The organism is Leisingera sp. NJS204 (assembly GCF_004123675.1).
Lineage (GTDB): Bacteria > Pseudomonadota > Alphaproteobacteria > Rhodobacterales > Rhodobacteraceae > Leisingera.
On record NZ_CP035417.1, the window covers coordinates 805,923 to 828,110 of the forward strand.

The following is a 22,188-nucleotide window of genomic DNA, read 5'->3' on the forward strand; positions in this document are numbered from 1 at the left end:
GCGCTCGCTCAAAACAAAGCTAGCGCGGCAAATCCAGTTTCTTTGACTTACTTGCCGATCGCTTTCAGAACCGCTTCACCCAGGCCCGCCGGGCTTTCGGCAACGACGATGCCTGCGGATTTCATCGCTTCGATCTTGTCGTCAGCACCGCCTTTGCCGCCGGCGACAATCGCGCCCGCGTGGCCCATGCGGCGGCCCGGAGGGGCGGTGCGGCCGGCGATGAAACCTGCAACCGGCTTGGAGCGGCCCTTCTTGGCTTCGTCAGCCAGGAACTGGGCGGCCTCTTCCTCGGCAGAGCCGCCGATTTCGCCGATCATGATGATGCTTTCGGTTTCGTCATCGGCCAGGAACCATTCCAGCACGTCGATATGCTCGGTGCCCTTGATCGGGTCGCCGCCGATGCCCACACAGGTCGACTGGCCAAGCCCGACGTCGGTGGTCTGCTTCACCGCCTCATAGGTCAGGGTGCCGGAGCGCGACACAACACCAACCGAACCGCGGCGGTGGATATGGCCGGGCATGATACCGATCTTGCAGGCGTCCGGGGTGATCACACCGGGACAGTTGGGGCCGATCAGGCGCGACTTGGAGGTCTCCAGCGCCCGCTTCACCCGCATCATGTCCAGCACCGGAATGCCTTCGGTGATGCAGACGATGACTTCCATTTCGGCGTCGATCGCCTCGAGGATGGAATCCGCGGCAAACGGCGGCGGCACGTAGATCACCGAGGCATTGGCTTCGGTCACATGCTTGGCTTCATGCACGGAATTGAAGACCGGCAGGTTCAGATGCGTCTGGCCGCCTTTGCCGGGGGTGACGCCGCCGACCATTTTGGTGCCATAGGCGATGGCCTGTTCAGAGTGGAAAGTACCCTGCGAGCCGGTGAAGCCCTGACAGATAACTTTGGTGTTTTCGTCGATGAGGACTGCCATGATGTCGGTTCCTTCAAGCGGTATGTGTCTGTTGGTTCTGCGGTGTGGCCAAGGATCGGCCGTCGAAGCGGATTTTTTCGAGGGTGGCCCGCCCCAGGACCACACTGGGAAATACTCTGAAGCCGCCGCGGAATTCATAGATCCCGCGCCGGAGTTTCTGGCGGATCAGCGGCCAGCCCTTGGGCCGGTGGCGCGCCGGGCCGATGGCATGTTCGCCGGGGGCCTCGTTGCCCTGTTCGGCCAAGGCCGGCTGGACCTGATAGACCTTGACGGCGCGCGCAGGTTTGGAGGCGTCGAAGTTGAACAGCAGGTTGTCCAGGGTGATCTCAAACGGGCGGCTGTCCAGAAGGTGCTGCGCTGCGCGGCGGGAGACCGCATAGGCTGCACCGCCCGCGTGGCGCGACAGCATCTGGCGCACCTCGCGGCCCATGTAGGTAAAGCCATCCTTGCCAAGCGCCACCTGCAGCTTTTTGGCCCGCCAGCGTTCGAATTTGACGATGCCGGCATCCTGCGGCCACCAGGACAGGTCGTTCAGCCAGGCGCCGGTGTCGGGCGACAGGAAAACATCGTCCTCCAGGATCAGCGCCACATCGGCGTCTGACGCCAGAAACGCCTCCCAGGCCTTGGCATGGCTGAGAGTGCAGGCCATGTCCTTGGTTTGGAAATAGCCCCAGTTGCCCTCAGGCGCGCACTGCTGCAGCATTTCCTCGCGGCTGACCTGTGTGCTGTCTACCGCATCGATGCGCGCAGCCGTAAGCCCGCACTGATCCAGCTCTTGCTGCATCAGTGCGGCCCGGCCTGTGGCCTGTTGCAAGCCTATGAGGTAGACGGATGCTTTCATTGGACACGAGCCTCAAAAGCGAAACGTGCGTTAATTGGGTGGGACTGCCCAATTGGTTTCCATACATCTGTGCTTAGGAGGTGTGCCATAGCGGTAATCTCAGGGTCAGTCCGTCAAAAGTATCAGCTGGCTTTTTTCCCGGGCGTTATAGGATTGGCTCCAGGAAAAAGATGTCTCACCTAAAGTGATCTGAGTGTTTGTTCCGTCAAAAAAACCCAGTTCTTCGCGGCCTTGTATGCTGTGCATTTTGCGGAAAAACGCCTGCGAGCTGACTATGGCCACATTGTTTTCTGCTGTCCATTCCACGCCGCATCTGGCCGATTTGTTCTTGAACTTTCCGATAACGAGGTTCTGGCGACTGCCAGGCTTTGTGTAGTAACCGTGGCCTTTTCCGTGGACTATGTAGGAAGCATTTTTGCTTTTCTTGAAACCGCGAGCTGCAGCCAGGCTTTTAGCCTTGGCAAGGCCCCCCTCCCGCCCGGCGCGCAAGCAAATGCTGTCATACAGCGCAAAGGCTTCTGAGAAGTCTTGCTGACCCAGGCGGGCAACAGCCGGATCTGGCTCTTCCGGCGTTACACACGCCGAAAGAGCCATGCCAGCCACGCAAAGTGCAATAACTGTTCCTTTCACGGTTTTACCCCTTCACCGCTTTCACGATCTTCTCCGCGCCGTCTTTCAGGTTGTCGGCGGCGATCACGTCGAGGCCGGAGGTGTTGATGATCTCCTTGCCTTTCTCGACGTTGGTGCCTTCCAGGCGGACCACCAGCGGTACTTTCAGGCCGACTTCCTTCACTGCGGCAACCACGCCTTCGGCGATGACATCGCAGCGCATGATGCCGCCGAAGATGTTGACCAGGATGCCTTTGACCTGCGGGTCCGAGGTGATGATCTTGAACGCCTCAGTGACCTTCTCCTTGGTGGCGCCGCCGCCCACGTCGAGGAAGTTGGCAGGCTCGGCCCCGTAGAGTTTGATGATGTCCATGGTGGCCATCGCCAGGCCGGCACCGTTCACCATGCAGCCGATCTCGCCATCCAGCGCGATGTAGTTCAGATCGTATTTCGAGGCTTCCAGCTCTTTCGGGTCTTCCTCGGTGGTGTCGCGCAGCTCGGCCACGTCGGCGTGGCGGTAGACCGCGTTGCCGTCAAAGCCGACCTTGGCGTCCAGCACCTTGAGGCTGCCGTCGTCCGCCACGATCAGCGGGTTGATCTCCAGCATCTCCATGTCTTTCTCGACGAAGGCTTTGTAGAGCTGGCCCATCAGCTTGACGCATTGCTTGACCTGCGCGCCTTCAAGACCGAGCGAGAAGGCGATGCGGCGGCCGTGGTAGGCTTGGTAGCCGGTGGCCGGGTCGACGGAGAAGGACAGGATCTTTTCCGGGGTGGCGGCGGCCACTTCTTCGATATCCATGCCGCCCTCGGTGGAGCAGACAAAGGAAATGCGCGAAGTCTGGCGGTCTACCAGCAGCGCCAGGTACAGTTCGGTCTGGATGCCGGAGCCGGCCTCAATATAGATGCGGTTCACCTGCTTGCCCGCCGGGCCGGTCTGATGGGTGACCAGGGTGCGGCCCAGCATCTTCTTGGCTTCCTCGGCGGCTTCCTCAACCGACTTGGTCAGGCGCACGCCGCCCTTTTCGCCGGCGTCGGCCTCCTTGAAAGAACCCTTGCCGCGGCCGCCTGCGTGGATCTGCGCCTTCACCACCCAGAGCGGGCCGTCAAGTTCACCTGCGGCGGTTTTGGCGTCTTCGGCTTTCAGCACCACTTTGCCGTCTGACACCGGAGCACCGTAGCTGCGAAGGAGGGCTTTGGCCTGATATTCGTGGATGTTCATCTGAAACTGTCCCGTCTGGCTGCAATTGTCTGGCTTCAATAGGCCGTCTTAAAGCCAAGTGTTAAAGGCTTTTTTGACAGGGTGCGGGGAAATGATGAAGATTTTCGAGTTTTGTGATCACGGTTTTTGGGGGTGTGATCACAAATTATCGGAAGCTTAACGGCGGTGATTCGAACCTGGCAGCTATGGACCGCTACCGCCGTATCATGGATCAAAAGCGTCAATCGCCGGTGTGGTCGTACCGGAGCAAAAGAAAAGGGCCCGCCGAAGCGGACCCCCTTATTAGTTCAAGGCTGAAAGGCTCAGGCCAGCGAGCCGTCGATGCCTTTGCAGGCCTCGACCAGGCCCTTTACCGCATTGACCGAGTTGTCGAACATGACTTGCTCTTCCTCGTTCAGCTGGATGTTCACGACTTTCTCGATGCCGCCGGCGCCGATCACGGTGGGCACGCCCACATACATGCCCTTCACGCCCAGCTCGCCGTCGCAATAGGCCGCGCAGGGCAGCACGCGCTTCTGGTCTTTCAGGAACGCCTCTGCCATTTCGATGGCGCTTGTGGCCGGCGCATAAAAGGCAGAACCGGTTTTCAAGAGGCCGACGATTTCTGCGCCGCCGTCACGGGTGCGCTGCAGGATCGCGTCCAGACGTTCCTGGGTGGTCCAGCCCATCTTGACCAGATCGGGCAGCGGGATGCCGGCCACGGTGGAATAGCGCACGGAGGGCACCATGGTGTCGCCATGGCCGCCCAGCACAAATGCAGTGACGTCTTTCATGGAGACGTTGAATTCTTCGGCCAGGAAATGGCGGAAGCGGGCGGAGTCCAGAACGCCGGCCATGCCGCAGACCTTGTTCGCGGGCAGGCCCGAAAACTGCTGCAGTGCCCAGACCATCGCGTCCAGCGGGTTGGTGATGCAGATCACAAATGCGTCCGGCGCGTGGTCGCGGATACCTTCGCCGACCGACTTCATCACCTTCAGGTTGATGCCCAGAAGGTCGTCGCGGCTCATGCCCGGCTTGCGCGGCACGCCTGCGGTGACGATGCAGACGTCGGCGCCTGCGATGTCCTCGTAAGACTGGGTGCCTTTGAGGCTGGCGTCGAAGCCTTCGGAAGGACCGGATTGTGCGATGTCCAGCGCCTTGCCTTCGGGGGTGCCTTCGGCGATGTCAAAGAGCACGACGTCGCCGAGTTCCTTGAGGGCTGCGAGATGTGCAAGGGTGCCGCCGATCTGACCTGCGCCGATAAGGGCGATTTTGGGTCGTGCCATTGGGAATGTCTCCGGTCCGGTTGAAATTTCCTGATGCCTACGGCGTAACGGCCCGCCGTGCAAGGGTTCCGCGCTGCGGCAAAGGGTTCGGTATACTTATGTATGCTGCGCTGATATCGCTAAAGGGCGTGTAATTCAGGGCTTTCGGAGGCGGGCAATGGCGGCATTTGACGCTATGTTTTTCGTTTTTGCCATCCCCGCGGTCGTTTTTGCGGGCGTGTCCAAGGGCGGTTTCGGTTCCGGCGCGGCCTTTGCATCCGCGGCGATTCTGGCGCTGGTGATTGAGCCGGGCGCTGCATTGGCGCTGATGCTGCCGTTGCTGATGCTGATCGATCTGGCAGCGCTGAAGCCATATTGGGGGCGCTGGAACCTGCGCGCCTCGTTGCTGCTGATTGCCGGGGGTTTACCCGGAGTGGCGCTGGGGGCCTGGCTGTATGCGGCAGTGAATGACGAAGCGATGCGGGTGCTGATCGGTGCCGTTTCAGTCGGTTTCGTGCTGTGGCAGCTGCGCGGCCGTTTTGGAGTAAGCCTGTCTTCCGGAACACCGTTTTCATCCGGGTCAGGGGCGCTGGCCGGGCTGGCAGTGGGCTTCACCAGTTTTGTCAGCCATGCGGGCGGGCCGCCGGCTGCGGTTTACCTCCTCAGCCTGAAGTTGCGGAAGACCGAGTATCAGGCCAGCACGGTTCTGATCTTCTGGGTTATCAATCTTGCTAAGGCGGTGCCCTATGCCGGGCTTGGCCTGTTTACACGTGAAACGCTGCTGCTGGATCTGATGCTGGCGCCCTTTGCGCTGCTGGGGGCGTGGCTGGGGGTGAGGCTGCACCACAGCATTCCGGAGCGCGGGTTCTTTGCGCTGACTTATGTGCTTCTGACCGCCACCGGAGCCAAGCTTATTTGGGACGGGCTGACCTGATACCTGTGTCAGGAGCAGCCCGCCGTGTCGTTTGCGGCCACTGTAACCGCAGCCTGGAAACCTGCCTCAATAGCTGCTCAGGATACTTGTTCAGGCGTCGCTGTCGGTGTCCGGCAGTGCTTCTGCGAGCACTTCGTAAGACTGGCCCGATGCCACCAGGCAGGTCATGCCGTTGGGGGTCGTGACTGTGATGGTCCAGCTGCCGGTCTTGCCGGAGGCAAAGGTTTCCATCACCATGCCCTTCTGGCCCACGCCGATGCTTTGACGGCTTTCGCCGTATTTTTCGGCCAGCCGTTTGATCACCGTATCGCGCGGGGCGCAGTTACGGCTTTGTGCGGTGGCAGGTGCAGCTGCCAGGGTCAGTGCGGCAAAGGCTGCCGGCAGTGCGAATATTGACATTTTCATCTTGTTTTACCCTTTCCGGAACGGCCGGACAGAGCCGGGTGCCTGACGGCAGCCCCCGGTACCCCTGTGCGGGCCGGTGTGTAACGCAATTCGAAATGCAGGCCCCATGCCTGCGGGCATCAGGTGCGGCCTGGGGCGGCGGCAGGGGTCCTGTGCCTTGGTATCTATCAGTTTGGCAATCAGGTGCTGATAAGTGGTTAATCCTGCGGGCGCCTAAAAAACACTAAATATATCAGTATCTTGCTGCGTACGCGGAGAAGCTTACGCTGCGCTGCGGCGGAATTGTACTTGAAAGTATACAATCGAATCTGTACCGCTTTACGCAACAAAATAACTTTGGAGAGCCTTGATGGACCCGCGCACGCGCCCGTACCGTTCGGTTTTGTACATTCCCGGCTCCAAGCCGCGTGCACTGGAGAAGGCCAGAACCCTGCCGGTGGACGCTGTGATCTTTGATCTGGAAGACGCGGTGTCGGTGGACGAAAAACCCAATGCCCGCGCGACTTTGACCCAGGCGCTGGAGACGGGCGGCTTTGGCGCCCGGATGAAGATCGTGCGGATCAACGGGCTGGATACGCCGTGGGGGCGTGAGGATGCGAAAGCGGCGGCACAAATGGACTGCGACGCGATTCTGCTGCCCAAGGTGAATACACCTGCGGATCTGGATGCGCTGGCGGAAATCACCGGGGACATTCCGCTGTGGGCGATGATGGAAACCCCGCGCGGCATGCTGAATGCCGCCGCCATCGCGGCGCACCACAAGCTGCAAGGCATGGTGATGGGCACCAATGATCTGGCCAAGGAATTGCAGACCCGTTTCCGCCCCGACCGGCTGCCGATGATGGCGGGGCTGGGCCTGTGCCTGCTGGCTGCCAAGGCCGAGGGGCTGGTGATTGTCGATGGGGTCTATAACGCTTTTAAGGATGTTGAGGGGCTGGCCGGGGAATGTGCGCAGGGCCGCGACATGGGATTTGACGGCAAGACACTGATCCATCCGGCGCAGGTGGAGGTGGCCAATGCCGCCTTTGCCCCGACGGAGCGCGAGGCCGAGACTGCCCGCCGCCAGATCGCCGCATTTGATGAGGCGCAAGCCGCAGGCCAGGGTGTTGCCGTGGTCGATGGCAGGATAGTCGAGAACCTGCATGTGGTTACGGCGCGTGAAATCCTGGCAAAAGCGGATGCAATCGCCGCGCTTTCGGCCTAGCTGTTTCCCTGGCTGACAGCATTTGGAGACTGATATGGCGTTACTGATCCTTGGCATCCTGTTGTGGTGGGGCGGCCACCTGTTCAAACGGCTGGCACCGGAGGCGCGCGCTTCCATGGGCAACGGCGGCCGCGGTGTGGTTGCGCTGGTGCTGGTTGCCGGCGTGGTGCTGATGGTGCTGGGCTACCGCAGCATGGAGTTCATCCACATCTGGGCGCCGCCGTCCTTCATGGTGCATATCAACAACCTGGCTGTGCTGATCGCCATCTGGATGATGAGTCCGGCGCCAAAGAAAGGCGCGCTGCTGAACGGCATGCGCCACCCGATGCTGGCGGGCTTCAAGCTTTGGGCTGCAGCGCACCTGCTGGTCAATGGCGACCTGGCGTCGATCATCCTGTTCGGCGGTTTGCTGGCCTGGGCAGTGGCTGAGGTGATCGTGATCAACCGCTCCGAACCGGACTGGCAGCCGGGCCCCAAGGGATCCATCGCCAAGGACGGGATGTTCTTTGCCGCTTCGATTGTTCTGATGGGGGTGATCGGCTACGTCCACGCACTGGTCGGGCCTTCGCCCTTTCCGGGATAGGGGCTTTGCAGGGTAGGATGCTATGAAACTTTACCGATTTTTGTCCGAAGACGACACCTCGGCCTTTTGCCACAAGGTCACGCAAGCGCTGAACAAGGGCTGGGAGCTGCATGGCAGCCCGACCCAGGCTTTTGATCCCGTGAAGGGGATCATGCGCTGCGGCCAGGCCGTGGTGAAAGAGGCGGACGGGACCTACACCCCTGAGACCAAACTGGGAGAACACTGATGGCCAAGACCAGCCCGGCCAAAACCAATCCGGGACGCTTTTTCGAAGACTATACCGTTGGCGAGGTGATCCGCCATGCGGTGCCGCGCACGGTGTCGGGCGGCGAGCGGGCGCTGTATCATGCGCTTTATCCGGCGCGCCATGCGCTGTATTCTTCGGATGAATTTGCCCGGGCCGCTGGTCTGCCTTCGGCGCCGCTGGATGATCTGGCGGCCTTCCATGTGGTGTTCGGCAAGACGGTGCCAGACATTTCGCTGAATGCGCTGGCGAACCTTGGTTATGCCGAGGGGCGCTGGCTGCTGCCGGTCTATCCCGGCGACACCTTGCGCTCAGAATCCGAAGTGATTGGTCTCAAGCAGAACTCCAATGGCAAATCCGGTGTGGTCTATGTGCGCACCCGCGGGTTGAACCAGCGCGATGACTGCGTGATGGAGTATGTGCGCTGGGTGATGGTGCGCAAAGGTGATCCGGACGTTCCGGCGCCGGAAACGGTGATCCCGGAATTGAACAAGGTGATCCCGGCGGACCAGCTGGTGATCCCGGCCGGGCTGGACTTCCGCAACTACGATTTCACCCTGGCCGGCGAGCCGCACCGCTTGGGCGACTACGCGGTGGGCGAGACCATCGACCATGTGGATGGCGTCACCATCGAGGAAGCCGAGCACATGATGGCGACCCGCCTGTGGCAGAACACCGCCAAAGTGCATTTCGACAATACTGCCCGGCCCGACGGCACCCGGCTGATCTATGGCGGCCATGTGATTTCAATGGCGCGCGCGCTTAGCTTCAACGGGCTGGCCAATGCGCAGATGATTGCGGGACTGAACGGCGGTGCGCATGCCAACCCTTGCCTGTCGGGTCTGACCGTGCGGGCCTGGTCCGAGGTGCTGGACAAGGCCGATACAAGCGCGCCTGGCGTTGGTGCGATCCGGCTGCGGCTGGTGGCGACCAAGGGCGGCGCGCCGTTTGAGCTGAAGGGCGAGGATGGCAAATACCTGCCGGACGTGCTGCTGGATCTCGATTACTGGGCGTTGATGCCGAAGTGACGCAAGGGGGCTTTGCCCCTTCGCGCCTTGGGCGCTCATCCTCAGGGTTTACGTTTTCGTCATTGCCGTTGATGCGGCCGGTGCCAGATTGAGGGCGGCCGGTTTTCCGGGGAGCCATCCAGGGGACTGGCGGTGGGTGGCCGACCCCTGGAAAGACCTGACGCCGTCGGCATTGCGGTCGTAAAACATCCCGCCAGCCGCCGCGCCATATGTCCGGCCATCCGAACGGCAGATGATTGCGCAGCAATCAATGAGAGGAGGCCAGCGGCCCTAAAAGCGCGGTCGAGCGGCCAACCCAATCGGTCAGCGTCGAGCGATCCAGATCGCCCCTTCGCGGGCATAGGTTTGCGACTGCCGGTACAGCGGGCAGTGACCGGTGTTCTTTCGGGGCTTGCGCCGCCCCACATCGGCGGTCCCCTTCGAACTTGCTGACCAGGACATGTGCCAAAATGCCAGGACCGGGACGCCGCGCCCGAGGGGCGTGACGGCAGCACGGATTGAACGATCCGGCCGCAATCGGCACAGGCCATGTGTTACCCGGCAGGCGGTTTGCATGGCAAATCTGCCGAGAGGGCGCGGGCGGACAATGCGGTTCACCAGTGAGCCTTGCGGGCGCCATTGGTTCCAGACCCAAGGCGACCGCGGCCGTCCAGCAGGCTTTCTGCTGAGTTGCAGCCCACGTCACCGATGCCGCCATTGACCCCCGGAATGGGATGCCGAAGCCAGACCGTCCTTTTGCTGCGCGGTGTTTGAACCCGAAAGGTGCCGGACAGAGCCACCATTCGCTGCGGACAGGCCAATGGCAGCTATCCTGAGCGAAGCGCCATGGGGAGCCAGCGCTATTACATTGATCTCGCACTGCCGAAATAGTTCCTCCCAATACCGCCCAAAAAGCCAAATGAACTAGGGAGATGCGCGCTGGCGGCACCAACGCGTCCAAGTCGCCGGCAAGACTACTGGCAAGACTACTGGAAAACGGCGCTTTCCCACTCTTCGAGAAATGTCCGCCGCTTCAGTTTGTCCAAATAGGTAAGCAGCGCGGGTTCCAGAGCAATAGCCGACTGGCGAACACTGTCTTGCGCTGAGCCAAGGGGCGGCAGCTTGATGTGTTTTTCGCCAGCCTTGCTGGATTGCAGGAAGATCAGGTGGCGGATGAACGCGGCTGCAATCTGGGGGTTTGGTGCGTCTTTTGAAATGAAGACGGTCCGCATTATTGTAGTCGGAAAATCGGAAGGCAGGATGATCTGCAAACCATCATCCGGATTGGGGCGCGCCGCAGCATAGCTGCCAAGCACGTTATAGGCAACTGCGATAGTACCATTGGCGAGGTCATCGATCATCTCGCCCGAACAGCAATAGAGGCGCACGCCCAGGCTTCCCATCACTTCCGTCAACCTCCAGTAGGTCTCGGAGGCGCGAGCATCCTGGGTGGCAAACAGATATCCGACGCCGGACTTGCGAACATCATAGGTGCCGATCCGGTTGCGGAAGAAATCCGGCCGATCACGCATGGCCTGGATCAATGCCTGCCTGGTTTTTGGAACTTCATGTCCGGAAAAAGCCGCGCGGTTTATCACAATGGCAGCGGGTTCGGTGGTGAAGGCAAAAAGACTTTGCCGCCATTGTGCCCAATCAGGGACTTCCAGCGCCGGAACGGCACGGGCGTAGCCATCATTGGCAAGTTTGAGCTGAAGATCCATCGCGCTGGAGACCGCCAGATCGAACGCCTGCGGCGCCTGCCGGATCAACCTGTCTACTTCGACGGTTCCGGTGACCAGATATTCAACCGAGACATTCGGGTTCACCGCTAGAAAACTGGTAATGATTGGGGCGATGAACGAGGTGTCGGTGCTTGAAAGCACCCGCAGGGTCCGGGTCGCGGATTGCCCTTCAAAGACTTGCCGGTCTTCCCAGTCTTGCGCGGCCGCCAGCAACGGCCAAAGACAGATGATTACGCCGAAAAGATAACGCATGCGCCGCCTTCCGGTCTATTTGAAAGATCCAATGTCCCGCCATGCGCAACCGCCACATCCCGCGCGATCGTCAAGCCAAGCCCGGAACCGATGATGTTTTTGGCGTTTGCACCCCGGGTAAAACGTGACGCCAGGGTGCCGATCTCGTCCGGAGGGAAACCTTGCCCCTGGTCGCGGACTTCAACCTGCGCCCGGGGTCTCGACCTGATGCGGATATGAATGACAGTTTCGCTTGGCGCGTATTTGAGCGCATTGTCGATGATGTTGCGGAGGGCGTTCTGAAGCAGGATCGGGTCGCCTGAAATCGGCACCGTAGTTTCGGTATCCAATCGCAGCTCTACATCTTTCATCTCAGCCACCGGTGACAGGCGCTGCACAAGTTCCTTCGTCAGATCACCCAGGTCAAGGTTCTGGCGTTCCAGATGATCGGCGCGAAATGTAATCATCGCATGATCCAGCAGCTGTCCGGCAGCGCGCGAACTTTCGTCGATTGCGCGCACCATGGCCCTTAATGCCTGGCGGTTTTCCTCCTTGCCGACGCGCTGCAAAGTTGCCTCGGCATGGGACCGGACCGTGGCCAGTGGCGTGCGCACCCTATGGGCGGCTTCGGCGATGAAATCTTCGGATTGCTGCAGGGAGTGGTCGAGGCGTGTCATAAACCTGTTCAGAGAGGAGACCAGCGGGGCCATTTCCGACGGCACCGGCTGCGAGACCGGCCGCAGGTCCTGCGGCCCGCGGCGGGTCACCGACAGGGCAAGCCGCCTGAGCTGTCCAATGGTTGTGGAGGTTGCCCAGAACGACAGCAGTGTAGCCAGCAGAAAGAACCCCAGACCAAAAATTGCGACGTTGCGGGAAATCACGTTCAGCGTTCCGGCCAGAGCATCCTGGGTCTGGGCAATTGAGACCGTAATCCGGGTTTTGGCATCTGCCCCGATCAAGACACGCGATGCCGTGGCCAGGCGCATTTCGGCACCGCGGAACGCAATAGTCTGAAAGCCGGCCCTCTTTCCGGGCGGTATTTGCAAGCGCGGCAGGTCTTCATATCCCGACAACACGGTGTCATCCTGATAGATCGCATAAAAAATCCGGTCATCGGATGCCGTCGCCAGCATGGCGAAAGACGCATAGGGAAAGTCGATTTCAACGGCGCCGTCACGCAGGATGGCCGCGTCCAGTATTGATGTCACCGAGGCGTTTATGATGTTGTCCTGACCTCGCTGTGCAATTTGCGCCGCATAGCTCCGCGCCACAAAAAATAACAGAATGGCAAGCAGTGCAGCGCCGCCGATCAGGGTGATCGCCAGGCGGTTCCGCAGCGATCCTGAAACACGGAACGCATCACTCATGGTCCAACCGGTATCCAAGACCGCGATGGGTGGTGATCTTGAGGCTGGAGTTTTCAAGATGTTTGCGAAGCCTGCCTATATACACTTCAATCGCGTTTTCCGACACGTCCTCATCGTAGGAAAAGAGGCTGTCGGCCAGCTTCTGTTTCGGGAAAATCCGGCCAGGAGAATTGATCAGAAGTTCAAGCAGCCGCAGTTCACGATTGCGCAGGTTGACGGTCTCGCCGCCAACCGCGAGGCGGCCTGCCACCGGATCAAAGGTCACGTCGCCGATGCGCAATACGGTTTGCGCAGTACCGGTCTTGCGTCGCAGCACGGCGCGGCAACGCGCCTGAAGCTCGGCGTGGTCAAAAGGTTTGGTGAGATAATCATCCGCTCCGAGATCCAGCAGGCTGATTCTGTCGGAAACCTGGGAACGCGCGGTCAGAACGATAACAGGTGTGTCCTTCTCCCGGGCACGGTGCTGTTTGAGAAACGTCCGGCCATCCCCATCCGGCAGCATGATATCCAGCAGAATCAGATCATAATCGCCAACTTCGGAATAAGTGATGGCATCCCGGATTTTACACGCATGGTCAACCACATGACCGTCAAATTTCAACCGTGAACAAATCGCATTTGCCAGGTCGGCATTATCTTCGATCAAGAGAAACTTCATCAGGATTTACCCCGCTTTTTGCGGCGTGACAGGTCTGTGTCAGGTTGGCGTGTTTGAATGTCTCAACTGAGCCGTCTTGCGGACAGTTGTCAAATGGGAGGAAAAAATGACGACATTCAAAATCGGCCGTCGCGTCCTTATGGCGGCCGCTGTTGCGGCGCTTGGTCTTGGAGCGCCGGCATTTGCGGGCGAAGAACCAGTCCTCGACAGTATTCATTTTCTGATTCCAGGCGGTGCCGGCGGCGGATGGGACGGCACAGCCCGCGGCACTGGCGAGGCCCTGACCAAGGCTGGGCTTGTCGGCAACGCATCCTACGAAAACATGTCCGGGGGCGGCGGTGGCAAGGCCATCGGCTATCTCATCGAAAACTCTGAAAGCAACCACGGCACTTTAATGGTCAACTCGACACCCATCGTGATCCGGTCACTGACAGGTGTGTTTCCGCATAACTTCCGCGATCTGACCTTGGTTGCCGGAACAATCGGTGATTATGCCGCGCTGGTCGTTGGCAAGGACAGCCCTATCGACTCGATGGAAGACCTTTTGGCCGCCTTCGACGCCGATCCGCGCGCAACTGCGATTGGCGGTGGTTCGGTTCCCGGCGGCATGGATCATCTGGTCGCCGCGATGGTGATGGAAGCGGCGGGCAAGGATCCGCTGGACGTCAAATACATTCCGTACGATGCGGGCGGCAAAGCCATGGCCGCGCTTTTGTCGGGTGAAATTGCAGCCCTGTCGACCGGTTTTTCGGAAGCAGTGGACCTGGCGGCTGCGGGCGAGATCAAAATCATCGGGGTGACATCCGAGGAGCGCGTAGCGGCAGCGCCGGATGCAATGACGATGAAAGAACAGGGCATCGGTACGACATTTGTGAATTGGCGCGGTTTCTTCGGCGCGCCGGGGCTGCCGGCGGACAAGGTCACCATGTACCAGGCGGCACTTTCAAAGATGTATGACACGCCGGAGTGGGAGGAAGTCCGGGGCCGTAACGGCTGGGTCAACATCCACAACTCGGGCGATGCGTTCAAAACTTTCCTGGAAGAGCAAGAGCAAGTCATCGGCAATTTGATGAGAAAGCTGGGCTTCCTGTGAAGCCTGGACTGGCAGAGCGGGTGATCGCTCTGCTCGTTGCAACGGGAGGGGAAAATGGCACTTGATCGATGGATTGCACTGATATTGCTAGGTATTTGCCTGACCTATGGCTTTACCGCCTGGTTCACGATGGATATGGGGCTTGCACCGTTCATGCAGCGCAACCCGATCTGGCCAAGCACCTTTCCCAAAGTGCTTTCAATCCTGGGCGTGCTTGCCTCGCTGGCTGTTCTTCTGGGGCTCGAAAAGGGCGACGTGACGATTGGCGAAATCGATTACCGGCGGCTGGGCGAATACAAGCTAGGGCAGGCCATCCTGCTGCTGGCGCTGATGGTTGCCTATGCGCTGTGCCTGCGGCCGCTGGGCTTTATCGTTTCAACCGCTGCCTTTCTGATCCTCGGCTCGTTCGTTCTGGGAGAGCGCAAGTGGCATATCATGATCATCGTTGCGCTGATCGCCACATTGGTTGTCTGGTACCTGGTGCAACAGGTCCTTGGCATTTACATGCGCCCGCTGCCGGGCTTTTTCGGAGGCTGATATGCTCGAAGGACTTCTCATCGGTCTGCAAACGGCGTTCTCAATCCAAAATCTTTTGATGGTGATCGGCGGTTGCCTGATCGGTACTTTTATCGGCATGCTTCCCGGTCTTGGGCCAATGTCGATCATCGCCATCATGATTCCGGTGGCGATTTCAATGGGCGATCCATCGGCGGCATTGATTTTGCTGGCCGGTGTCTATTACGGGGCCATTTTTGGCGGTTCAACCTCGTCGATCCTGCTGAACGCTCCAGGCGTCGCAGGAACGGTAGCTTCGAGTTTTGACGGATATCCGATGGCCAAGCAGGGCAAGGCCGGCAAGGCCCTGACCATTGCTGCCATTGCCAGCTTTTGCGGCGGCACCGTGGGGGCGCTGCTGTTGATGGTTTTTGCCCCCGCCCTGTCCTCGGTCGCGCTTCTCTTTCACTCGGCTGAGTATTTTGCACTGATGGTCGTCGGTCTGTCGGCGATTGCGGCCTTCGCTGGCACCGGGCAGGTTGCCAAGGCTCTATTGATGACTGTGCTTGGCCTGATCATGGCGACAGTAGGGGAGGGCGCACTGTTTAACCTGCCGCGCTTCACGATGGGGATCATGGATCTGCAATCCGGCTTCGGTTTCATCACTCTTGCCATGGCGATGTTCGCCCTGCCCGAAGCGCTCTTTCTGGTGTTGAAGCCAAAGGAGACACATGACGGCAGCGATGACGAGATCAAGGATTTGCGGATCAACCGTACCGAGGCCAAGGCGATCGCACCAGTGATTGGCAGGCAGTCGCTACAAGGGTTCTTCATCGGAGTTCTGCCAGGCGCAGGCGCCACGATCGCCAGCTTTCTTGGATATGCGGTCGAACGTAACATCGCAACCAAGGACGAGCAGGCTGAATTCGGCAATGGCTCGATCAAGGGCCTTGCCGCCCCGGAAACAGCCAATAACGCCGCCTGCACCGGTTCATTTGTGCCTTTGCTGACCCTGGGCATTCCCGGTTCGGGCACGACCGCGATTCTGCTGGGCGCGCTCATCGCGCTGAACGTAACACCCGGCCCGCGTTTGATGATTGACGAACCGCAGGTGTTCTGGGCAGTGATTATGTCGATGTTTATTGGCAATCTGGTGTTGCTCGTACTGAACCTGCCGTTGATCCCCTACATCGCCAAGGTGCTTTTGGTTCCGCGCAACTACCTGATCCCCTTCATTCTCTTTTTCACGCTGATGGGGGCGTATATCGGTCAAAACAACGCGACCGAATTGCTGATCCTGGTGGGGTTCGGCATCTGCGCCACGGCACTGAGGTTTGCGGACTATCCACTTGCCCCCCTGCTTATCGGGTTCATTCTCGGCGGCATGCTCGAAGATAATTTCGCCCGTTCGATGCAGCTCTATGATGGTGTTTCGTTCATTTGGGAACGCCCGATTACAGTCGGCCTTCTCGTGGTCGCGGGACTGCTTGTCGTTCTGCCCGGTTATCGGGCAAGGCGGGCCGCATTGCGTGCCTCAGGCATAGCTGATGGTGACTAGCCGGCGAATTTTGGAACCTGGTCTGCCTCCGCAGGTCAGCGCTACGTACCAGTTCGAGCATGCCGCAGAAAACGTAGTTGGGGCTCTTGCCGGTTTTCTCTGCGTAGAAGATGAGCGGCTGCTCTGCTGAAAATCGCATGGGCAAAGAGCGGTCCGGTATTTGGCGTCAACACGATCTTTGCCCCTGCTTACGGAGCGAACAGGTGTTGATCAAAGCAACACGGCAGAAATTTTCAGCCGGATGAACAGAGGAGGCTGGCAGAAATGTGATGACCCTTGGCGCGATTGCCGCTTAAGCTGGCTGCATGCGGGTTTTGCAGCTTCTGGTAATCTCGGCGCTCTCCCTCTGGCCGTTGCGGGCAGCGGCCTGCGATCTGGCATTGGTGCTGGCGGTGGATGTCTCCGGGTCGGTGGATGCCAAGGAATACCGCATTCAGATGGACGGGCTGGCGGCAGGGCTGCGCGACGGGCTGGTGTCAGAGGCGCTGGTCAAGGCGCGCGCGCAGGTGCTGTTGGTGCAATGGTCCGGCGAGTCACGGCAGGAGGTGACGTTGCCTTGGGTTCCGGTGCGCAGTTTTGCCGATGTCGAGGCATTGGCCCGGCAGATCGAACAGGCGCCGCGGCCCTGGCGCAATTACTCCACCGCGGTGGGGGAGGCGCTGTTCCTGGCGCTGGATCAGTTTTCCTCAGTGCCGGACTGCAGGCGCAGGGTGATCGACATTTCCGGCGACGGATTTTCCAACGAAGGTGTTGAGCCGCGCGAAGCGCATGGGGCGCTGTCCGCCCTTGGGGTGACAGTGAACGCCATCGCCATCGAGCAGAGCGAACCGGATCTGACAGCCTATTTTTTTGAAAACGTGATCCGCGGCGACGGGGCTTTTGTGGTCACCGCCTCCAGCTTTGACGACTACCCTTCGCGGATCCGCAAAAAGCTGGTGCGGGAGGTTGCCAAGCAGACCGCTGCGCTGCCGCCCGAGGCAGACAGGAGGGCGCTGGCTTTGCAGTGATTTGCAGATTGCCTTGTGATTCTGCAAAAATTTTCCAATTTGTAAATTTGTGATCACTAATTATTTGCTGTGATCACAAGTCGTGGCCTTTTAGCGCCAACAGAGCAATTTCCCGTGTTTTTTAACACTTCCTTCGGGTGACACGCCGTAAAAATCGGCTAAAACGTCGTCAGCCAACCTGAAAAGGAGCCAACATGGCCGATGTCAATCGGGGCAACCGCCCGCTTTCGCCGCATTTGCAGGTCTACCGGCCGCAGCTGACCTCCCTGACGTCGATCCTGACCCGGATCACCGGCAATGCGCTGATCGTCTCGGCGCTGCTGATTGCCTGGTGGTTCCTGGCCGCCGCAACCTCGCCTGAATACTTCGCCATTGCCAATGGCGTGCTGACCAGTTGGTTCGGCGATCTGGTGATGACCTTGTCGGCGCTGGGTCTTTGGTATCACACGCTTGCAGGTATCCGGCACCTGATCTGGGACAATGGCTATATGCTGGATCTGGACCAGGCCGAGAAGCTGGGCTGGTTTGTGATCACAGGATCAGTGATCCTGACCGTTCTGACCATCATTATCGTCTAAGCTGAAGGACACACGCGATGCGATTTCTGACTGACCGCAAGCGCGCCGTTGGCATGGGCGCTGCAAAATCCGGAACCAGCCACCATTGGGCGATGCAGGTGAGCTCGGTTGCTCTCTTGATCCTGGTGCCGCTGTTTGTCTTCACCTTCGGCTCAGCGCTGGGCGGATCTTACGAGGAGATCACCGCCTATTATGCGCGCCCGTTCCCGGCGCTTGTGGCGGCGCTGACCATCTGGGTCGGCATGATGCACTTCAAGTCCGGCGCCCAGATCATGATCGAAGACTATGTTCACGGCGTCAAAGGCCGCCTGACGATCATTCTGGTCAACTGCCTGTCTTATGCCGTCGCCGCGACCAGCGCCTATGCGCTGATCCGCCTGGCCCTGTAATCTCCGAGGTTTCCATCAATGGCTGCTTACGAATACGAAACACATGAATATGACGTGGTCGTGGTTGGCGCCGGCGGGGCTGGCCTCCGCGCGACGCTGGGCATGGCGGAACAGGGGCTGCGTACTGCATGCGTGACCAAGGTGTTCCCGACCCGCTCCCACACCGTGGCGGCGCAGGGCGGTATTGCCGCCAGCTTGGGCAACATGGGTCCCGACAGCTGGCAGTGGCATATGTATGACACCGTCAAGGGCTCCGACTGGCTGGGCGACACCGACGCGATGGAGTATCTGGCGCGCGAAGCCCCCAAGGCGGTTTACGAGCTGGAACACTATGGCGTGCCGTTCTCGCGCACTGAGGAAGGCAAGATCTACCAGCGCCCGTTCGGCGGCCACACCACCGAGTTCGGTGAAGGCCCCGCCGTGCAGCGCACCTGTGCCGCCGCTGACCGCACCGGCCACGCGATCCTGCACACGCTTTATGGCCAAAGCCTAAAGAACAACGCCGAATTCTATATTGAGTATTTCGCCATCGACCTGATCATGTCCGACGACGGGCAGTGCCAGGGCGTGGTGTGCTGGAAGCTTGATGACGGCACCATGCATATCTTCAACGCCAAGATGGTGGTGCTGGCGACCGGCGGTTATGGCCGCGCCTATTTCTCCGCCACTTCGGCGCATACCTGCACCGGCGACGGCGGAGGCATGGTGGCCCGTGCCGGCCTGGCGCTGCAGGACATGGAGTTCGTGCAGTTCCACCCGACCGGTATTTACGGCTCCGGCTGCCTGATCACCGAGGGCGCGCGGGGCGAGGGCGGCTACCTCACCAACTCCGAAGGCGAACGGTTCATGGAGCGCTATGCGCCCCAGTACAAAGACCTGGCGCCGCGCGACTATGTTTCCCGCTCGATGACGATGGAAATCCGCGAAGGCCGCGGTGTGGGCGCCGAGGGCGACCATATCCACCTGAACCTTTCACATCTGCCCGCCGAGGCGCTGGCGGAACGGCTGCCGGGCATTTCCGAGAGCGCCAAGATCTTTGCCGGTGTGGACGTCACCAAGGAACCGATCCCGGTTCTGCCCACCGTGCACTACAACATGGGCGGCATCCCGACCAACTATTGGGGCGAGGTGCTGAACCCGACGGCTGACGATCCGACCGGTGTTGTGCCGGGCCTGATGGCCGTGGGCGAGGCTGGCTGTGCCTCAGTGCATGGCGCCAACCGGCTTGGCTCCAACTCGCTCATTGACCTGGTGGTCTTTGGCCGTGCCTCGGCCATCCGCGCGGGCAAGGTTGTGGATCCTGAGGCGGCGAACCCGGTGCTGAACACGGCTTCTGTTGATAAGGCGTTTGACCGTTTTGATGCCCTGCGCAATGCCAAAGGCAGCATCCCGACTGCGGATCTGCGGCTGGAGATGCAGAAATGCATGCAGGCCGACGCCGCTGTGTTCCGCACTGCGGAAACCATGGCCGAAGGCGTCGAGAAGATGACCGCGATCGCCGCCAAGCTGGACGACCTGCAGGTGACCGACCGGTCGCTGGTCTGGAACTCCGACCTGATGGAAACGCTGGAGCTGACAAACCTGATGCCAAGCGCGCTGGCCACCATTGTTGGCGCCGAGGCCCGCAAGGAAAGCCGCGGCGCCCACGCGCATGAGGATTTCTCGACCCGCGACGATGAAAACTGGCGTGTCCACACCGTTTCCCGCGTGGCGGGCAACAAGGTAGAGCTCAGCTACCGTCCGGTGATCACCGACCCGCTGTCCACCGAAGAAGAAGGCGGCATCAGCCTTGCCAAAATCGCGCCCAAGGCGCGGACGTTCTAAGGAGACAGATCATGGTACAATTCAGCCTCCCGAAGAACTCTAAGATCACCACGGGCAAAACCTGGCCCAAGCCGGACGGCGCCAGCAATGTGCGCAAGTTCAAGATCTACCGCTGGAACCCGGATGACGGCCAGAACCCGCGTGTCGATACCTATTTCCTGGACATGGACAGCTGCGGGCCGATGGTGCTGGACGCGCTGATCAAGATCAAGAACGAGATTGATCCGACCCTGACCTTCCGCCGGTCCTGCCGCGAAGGGATCTGCGGCTCCTGCGCGATGAACATTGACGGCATCAATACGCTGGCCTGTATCTATGGCATGGATGAGATCAAGGGTGATGTGGCAATCTATCCGCTGCCGCATATGCCGGTGGTCAAGGACCTTATTCCCGACCTCACGCATTTCTATGCCCAGCATGCTTCAATCATGCCTTGGCTGGAAACCAAGACCAACCGCCCCGCAAAGGAGTGGAAACAGTCGATTGAGGACCGCAAGAAGCTGGATGGGCTTTATGAGTGCGTGATGTGCGCCAGCTGCTCGACCTCCTGCCCAAGCTACTGGTGGAACGGCGACCGGTACCTTGGGCCCGCAGCCCTGCTGCATGCTTACCGCTGGATCATCGACAGCCGCGATGAGGCCACGCCTGAACGTCTGGATCAGCTGGAAGACCCGTTCAAGCTTTACCGCTGCCACACCATCATGAACTGTGCCAAGACCTGTCCCAAGGGTCTGAACCCGGCCAAGGCGATTTCGCATATCAAGCAAATGATGGTCGAGCGCAGCGTTTGATATGCAACACGACTGATCCGCAAGGATCCGCTGTCCAGCAGCGATGAAAATTGCACCACCCCCGGTTTCCTGCGAAACCGGGGGTATTGTTTTTCCCCAGGCAAACGGCAGGCACAGAAATGAAAACCATCTTTCCGGCCATTGCGGCCTTAAGCATTCTTTCAGGCTGCTTGTCGGCGGCAGACAATGACCGCTTGGGCGCGCAGCTTGCGGCCACCGACGCCCGCATCCCCGGTTGTATCGACGCGGCAGGCATTACCGGGCAATACCGGGTGCGGACCGAGTTCCTGGGCCATGGGGCCGGGGCAATTGTCTTGCGGACCGTGCAGTCCGGGCAAAATGTGACGGACGGGCAGGCGGCGCAGGCAACCTCCTGCATTAACGCCTGACGCAATCGGGTTGAGGTTCGGTAGAGCCGCCCCTAGGCTGCAGGCATGCAACCACATGTTTTTGCCATTCTTTTAGCCGGGCTTGCCGGTCTCGCCATGCCGCTGGGCGGCTTCCTTGCCTGGTGCGAGCATATCCGCAACCCGATGCTACGGGACGAAGTGCTGCACACCATCGGGGCCTTTGGCGGCGGGGCGCTGGCCTCGGCAGTGGCGCTGGTGCTGGTGCCGGAAGCGGCCGGGGTGCTGCCGCCCGCTTGGGCGGTTGGCCTGTTTGCCGCTGGCGGAGCGGTGTTTTATGCGGTCGATACGCTGTTACAGCGCCATGGCGGCAGCAGTGCATTGCTTCTGGCGATGCTGCTGGACTACCTGCCGGAGGCGATGGCGCTTGGCGCAATGCTGGTGGCCGATGCTGCCACTGCCAAGTTGCTGGCGCTGATGATCTTCCTGCAGAACCTGCCCGAAGGCTTTGCCGCCTTCCGCGAAGTCTGGAATGGCAGCAGCCCGGCCTGGCATGTGTTGCTGGCCTTTCTCGGGCTGGCCGCGCTGGGGCCGGTCTGCGCGCTGGCAGGACTTGTTTGGCTGGCGGACGCCCGCGCCGCCTTGGGGGCGATCATGATCTTTGCGGCTGGCGGAATCCTCTATCTGTTGTTTCAGGATATCGCGCCCAAGGCCCATTCCAGCCGCAGCAGCGTGCCGGCACTGGGTGCGGTTGCGGGATTTGCGCTGGGGCTGGCCGGGGAGCTTCTGACCGGCTGAGACTTTCCCGCCGGGTTTGCAATGCGGTGCCTGCATGGCGCCTTTGCACAATCATCTGCTGCAGCGGGTTTGGCCTGCGCCTATCCTC

At 60.2% G+C, this 22,188-nt stretch carries 24 protein-coding genes and 1 pseudogene; 15 read left to right on the forward strand and 10 right to left on the reverse strand.

Going from position 1 to position 22,188, the window contains the following annotated elements:
- Nucleotides 1-47 precede the first annotated feature (47 nt).
- The 5 genes from sucD to mdh form a co-directional block, all read right to left on the reverse strand.
- A complete protein-coding gene (gene sucD, locus ETW24_RS04085) occupies nt 48-932 on the reverse strand; it encodes a succinate--CoA ligase subunit alpha (RefSeq protein WP_129369873.1) in 885 nt (294 codons plus the stop codon).
- A gap of 13 nt (nt 933-945) precedes the next feature.
- Complete coding sequence (locus ETW24_RS04090) at nt 946-1,773, reverse strand: glycosyltransferase family 25 protein (protein WP_129369874.1); 828 nt, start codon at nt 1,771-1,773, stop codon at nt 946-948.
- Between the two features lie 105 nt (nt 1,774-1,878).
- The gene (locus ETW24_RS04095) at nt 1,879-2,403 is read right to left on the reverse strand and encodes a hypothetical protein (protein ID WP_129369875.1); all 525 of its coding nucleotides are present in this window, start codon (nt 2,401-2,403) and stop codon (nt 1,879-1,881) included.
- Nucleotides 2,404-2,407: 4 nt separating this feature from the next.
- On the reverse strand, nt 2,408-3,601 hold the full coding sequence (gene sucC / locus ETW24_RS04100) for an ADP-forming succinate--CoA ligase subunit beta (RefSeq protein WP_129369876.1): 1,194 nt from the start codon (nt 3,599-3,601) through the stop codon (nt 2,408-2,410).
- A 302-nt stretch (nt 3,602-3,903) separates the two neighbouring features.
- Nucleotides 3,904-4,866: a malate dehydrogenase gene (gene mdh / locus ETW24_RS04105; protein ID WP_129369877.1), complete on the reverse strand. Its 963-nt coding sequence runs from the start codon at nt 4,864-4,866 to the stop codon at nt 3,904-3,906.
- 157 nt (nt 4,867-5,023) lie between these two features.
- Between mdh and ETW24_RS04110 the strand changes: the two genes are divergently transcribed.
- Nucleotides 5,024-5,779, forward strand: coding sequence for a sulfite exporter TauE/SafE family protein (locus ETW24_RS04110; protein WP_129369878.1), 756 nt, complete (start codon nt 5,024-5,026; stop codon nt 5,777-5,779).
- A gap of 90 nt (nt 5,780-5,869) precedes the next feature.
- Here the strand turns inward: ETW24_RS04110 and ETW24_RS04115 are convergent, their stop codons facing one another.
- On the reverse strand, nt 5,870-6,184 hold the full coding sequence (locus ETW24_RS04115; protein WP_129369879.1) for a hypothetical protein: 315 nt from the start codon (nt 6,182-6,184) through the stop codon (nt 5,870-5,872).
- A gap of 349 nt (nt 6,185-6,533) precedes the next feature.
- On the opposite strand from ETW24_RS04115, the gene ETW24_RS04120 reads away from it, so the two are divergent.
- Genes ETW24_RS04120 through ETW24_RS04135 form a run of 4 tightly spaced genes read left to right on the forward strand, consistent with a single transcriptional unit; the run spans nt 6,534 to nt 9,243 of the window.
- Nucleotides 6,534-7,388, forward strand: a complete 855-nt coding sequence (locus ETW24_RS04120; protein WP_129369880.1) for an HpcH/HpaI aldolase/citrate lyase family protein — start codon at nt 6,534-6,536, stop codon at nt 7,386-7,388.
- 34 nt (nt 7,389-7,422) lie between these two features.
- On the forward strand, nt 7,423-7,971 hold the full coding sequence (locus ETW24_RS04125; RefSeq protein ID WP_129369881.1) for an NnrU family protein: 549 nt from the start codon (nt 7,423-7,425) through the stop codon (nt 7,969-7,971).
- Between the two features lie 22 nt (nt 7,972-7,993).
- Nucleotides 7,994-8,197, forward strand: coding sequence for a DUF1737 domain-containing protein (locus tag ETW24_RS04130; protein WP_129369882.1), 204 nt, complete (start codon nt 7,994-7,996; stop codon nt 8,195-8,197).
- A complete protein-coding gene (locus ETW24_RS04135; RefSeq protein WP_129369883.1) occupies nt 8,197-9,243 on the forward strand; it encodes a MaoC family dehydratase in 1,047 nt (348 codons plus the stop codon). The genes ETW24_RS04130 and ETW24_RS04135 overlap by 1 nt, the downstream gene beginning before the upstream one ends.
- Before the next feature lie 253 nt (nt 9,244-9,496).
- Here the strand turns inward: ETW24_RS04135 and ETW24_RS25320 are convergent.
- The 4 genes and pseudogenes from ETW24_RS25320 to ETW24_RS04155 form a co-directional block, all read right to left on the reverse strand.
- Nucleotides 9,497-9,773: pseudogene (locus ETW24_RS25320) on the reverse strand (IS66 family transposase); the annotation flags it as partial.
- Between the two features lie 435 nt (nt 9,774-10,208).
- Nucleotides 10,209-11,105, reverse strand: coding sequence for an ABC transporter substrate-binding protein (locus ETW24_RS04145; protein WP_368075941.1), 897 nt, complete (start codon nt 11,103-11,105; stop codon nt 10,209-10,211).
- An 89-nt stretch (nt 11,106-11,194) separates the two neighbouring features.
- Nucleotides 11,195-12,562 (reverse strand): sensor histidine kinase, encoded by a 1,368-nt coding sequence (locus ETW24_RS04150; RefSeq protein WP_129369885.1) that lies wholly within the window; start codon nt 12,560-12,562, stop codon nt 11,195-11,197.
- Nucleotides 12,555-13,220: a response regulator transcription factor gene (locus ETW24_RS04155; protein ID WP_129369886.1), complete on the reverse strand. Its 666-nt coding sequence runs from the start codon at nt 13,218-13,220 to the stop codon at nt 12,555-12,557. Before ETW24_RS04155 ends, ETW24_RS04150 begins: the two co-directional genes overlap by 8 nt.
- Before the next feature lie 106 nt (nt 13,221-13,326).
- On the opposite strand from ETW24_RS04155, the gene ETW24_RS04160 reads away from it, so the two are divergent.
- The 10 genes from ETW24_RS04160 to ETW24_RS04205 all read left to right on the forward strand — a co-directional run bounded on the left by ETW24_RS04160 (nt 13,327) and on the right by ETW24_RS04205 (nt 22,100).
- A complete protein-coding gene (locus ETW24_RS04160) occupies nt 13,327-14,313 on the forward strand; it encodes a tripartite tricarboxylate transporter substrate binding protein (RefSeq protein WP_129369887.1) in 987 nt (328 codons plus the stop codon).
- 54 nt (nt 14,314-14,367) lie between these two features.
- The gene (locus tag ETW24_RS04165) at nt 14,368-14,850 is read left to right on the forward strand and encodes a tripartite tricarboxylate transporter TctB family protein (protein ID WP_129369888.1); all 483 of its coding nucleotides are present in this window, start codon (nt 14,368-14,370) and stop codon (nt 14,848-14,850) included.
- A 1-nt stretch (nt 14,851) separates the two neighbouring features.
- Complete coding sequence (locus tag ETW24_RS04170; RefSeq protein ID WP_129369889.1) at nt 14,852-16,366, forward strand: tripartite tricarboxylate transporter permease; 1,515 nt, start codon at nt 14,852-14,854, stop codon at nt 16,364-16,366.
- Nucleotides 16,367-16,671: 305 nt separating this feature from the next.
- Nucleotides 16,672-17,373 carry a DUF1194 domain-containing protein gene (locus ETW24_RS04175; RefSeq protein ID WP_129369890.1) on the forward strand — a complete coding sequence of 234 codons (702 nt, stop codon included), beginning with the start codon at nt 16,672-16,674 and terminating at the stop codon, nt 17,371-17,373.
- Between the two features lie 194 nt (nt 17,374-17,567).
- The gene (gene sdhC, locus ETW24_RS04180) at nt 17,568-17,951 is read left to right on the forward strand and encodes a succinate dehydrogenase, cytochrome b556 subunit (RefSeq protein ID WP_129369891.1); all 384 of its coding nucleotides are present in this window, start codon (nt 17,568-17,570) and stop codon (nt 17,949-17,951) included.
- Nucleotides 17,952-17,968: 17 nt separating this feature from the next.
- On the forward strand, nt 17,969-18,340 hold the full coding sequence (sdhD, locus tag ETW24_RS04185; protein WP_129369892.1) for a succinate dehydrogenase, hydrophobic membrane anchor protein: 372 nt from the start codon (nt 17,969-17,971) through the stop codon (nt 18,338-18,340).
- An 18-nt stretch (nt 18,341-18,358) separates the two neighbouring features.
- Nucleotides 18,359-20,164, forward strand: coding sequence for a succinate dehydrogenase flavoprotein subunit (gene sdhA / locus ETW24_RS04190; protein ID WP_129369893.1), 1,806 nt, complete (start codon nt 18,359-18,361; stop codon nt 20,162-20,164).
- Nucleotides 20,165-20,175: 11 nt separating this feature from the next.
- A complete protein-coding gene (locus tag ETW24_RS04195; RefSeq protein ID WP_129369894.1) occupies nt 20,176-20,955 on the forward strand; it encodes a succinate dehydrogenase iron-sulfur subunit in 780 nt (259 codons plus the stop codon).
- A gap of 119 nt (nt 20,956-21,074) precedes the next feature.
- Nucleotides 21,075-21,344, forward strand: a complete 270-nt coding sequence (locus ETW24_RS04200) for a hypothetical protein (protein ID WP_129369895.1) — start codon at nt 21,075-21,077, stop codon at nt 21,342-21,344.
- Between the two features lie 45 nt (nt 21,345-21,389).
- Nucleotides 21,390-22,100 (forward strand): ZIP family metal transporter, encoded by a 711-nt coding sequence (locus tag ETW24_RS04205; protein ID WP_129369896.1) that lies wholly within the window; start codon nt 21,390-21,392, stop codon nt 22,098-22,100.
- The last annotated feature ends 88 nt before the right edge of the window (nt 22,101-22,188 follow it).

What these genes read in the sequence shown, in the direction of transcription:
- sucD (WP_129369873.1), bottom strand. Translation starts at nt 932, where the DNA reads ATGGCAGTCCTCATCGACGAAAACACCAAAGTTATCTGTCAGGGCTTC.
- ETW24_RS04090 (WP_129369874.1), bottom strand. Translation starts at nt 1,773, where the DNA reads ATGAAAGCATCCGTCTACCTCATAGGCTTGCAACAGGCCACAGGCCGG.
- sucC (WP_129369876.1), bottom strand. Translation starts at nt 3,601, where the DNA reads ATGAACATCCACGAATATCAGGCCAAAGCCCTCCTTCGCAGCTACGGT.
- mdh (WP_129369877.1), bottom strand. Translation starts at nt 4,866, where the DNA reads ATGGCACGACCCAAAATCGCCCTTATCGGCGCAGGTCAGATCGGCGGC.
- ETW24_RS04110 (WP_129369878.1), top strand. Translation starts at nt 5,024, where the DNA reads ATGGCGGCATTTGACGCTATGTTTTTCGTTTTTGCCATCCCCGCGGTC.
- ETW24_RS04115 (WP_129369879.1), bottom strand. Translation starts at nt 6,184, where the DNA reads ATGAAAATGTCAATATTCGCACTGCCGGCAGCCTTTGCCGCACTGACC.
- ETW24_RS04120 (WP_129369880.1), top strand. Translation starts at nt 6,534, where the DNA reads ATGGACCCGCGCACGCGCCCGTACCGTTCGGTTTTGTACATTCCCGGC.
- ETW24_RS04125 (WP_129369881.1), top strand. Translation starts at nt 7,423, where the DNA reads ATGGCGTTACTGATCCTTGGCATCCTGTTGTGGTGGGGCGGCCACCTG.
- ETW24_RS04130 (WP_129369882.1), top strand. Translation starts at nt 7,994, where the DNA reads ATGAAACTTTACCGATTTTTGTCCGAAGACGACACCTCGGCCTTTTGC.
- ETW24_RS04135 (WP_129369883.1), top strand. Translation starts at nt 8,197, where the DNA reads ATGGCCAAGACCAGCCCGGCCAAAACCAATCCGGGACGCTTTTTCGAA.
- ETW24_RS04150 (WP_129369885.1), bottom strand. Translation starts at nt 12,562, where the DNA reads ATGAGTGATGCGTTCCGTGTTTCAGGATCGCTGCGGAACCGCCTGGCG.
- ETW24_RS04155 (WP_129369886.1), bottom strand. Translation starts at nt 13,220, where the DNA reads ATGAAGTTTCTCTTGATCGAAGATAATGCCGACCTGGCAAATGCGATT.
- ETW24_RS04160 (WP_129369887.1), top strand. Translation starts at nt 13,327, where the DNA reads ATGACGACATTCAAAATCGGCCGTCGCGTCCTTATGGCGGCCGCTGTT.
- ETW24_RS04165 (WP_129369888.1), top strand. Translation starts at nt 14,368, where the DNA reads ATGGCACTTGATCGATGGATTGCACTGATATTGCTAGGTATTTGCCTG.
- ETW24_RS04170 (WP_129369889.1), top strand. Translation starts at nt 14,852, where the DNA reads ATGCTCGAAGGACTTCTCATCGGTCTGCAAACGGCGTTCTCAATCCAA.
- ETW24_RS04175 (WP_129369890.1), top strand. Translation starts at nt 16,672, where the DNA reads ATGCGGGTTTTGCAGCTTCTGGTAATCTCGGCGCTCTCCCTCTGGCCG.
- sdhC (WP_129369891.1), top strand. Translation starts at nt 17,568, where the DNA reads ATGGCCGATGTCAATCGGGGCAACCGCCCGCTTTCGCCGCATTTGCAG.
- sdhD (WP_129369892.1), top strand. Translation starts at nt 17,969, where the DNA reads ATGCGATTTCTGACTGACCGCAAGCGCGCCGTTGGCATGGGCGCTGCA.
- sdhA (WP_129369893.1), top strand. Translation starts at nt 18,359, where the DNA reads ATGGCTGCTTACGAATACGAAACACATGAATATGACGTGGTCGTGGTT.
- ETW24_RS04195 (WP_129369894.1), top strand. Translation starts at nt 20,176, where the DNA reads ATGGTACAATTCAGCCTCCCGAAGAACTCTAAGATCACCACGGGCAAA.
- ETW24_RS04200 (WP_129369895.1), top strand. Translation starts at nt 21,075, where the DNA reads ATGAAAACCATCTTTCCGGCCATTGCGGCCTTAAGCATTCTTTCAGGC.
- ETW24_RS04205 (WP_129369896.1), top strand. Translation starts at nt 21,390, where the DNA reads ATGCAACCACATGTTTTTGCCATTCTTTTAGCCGGGCTTGCCGGTCTC.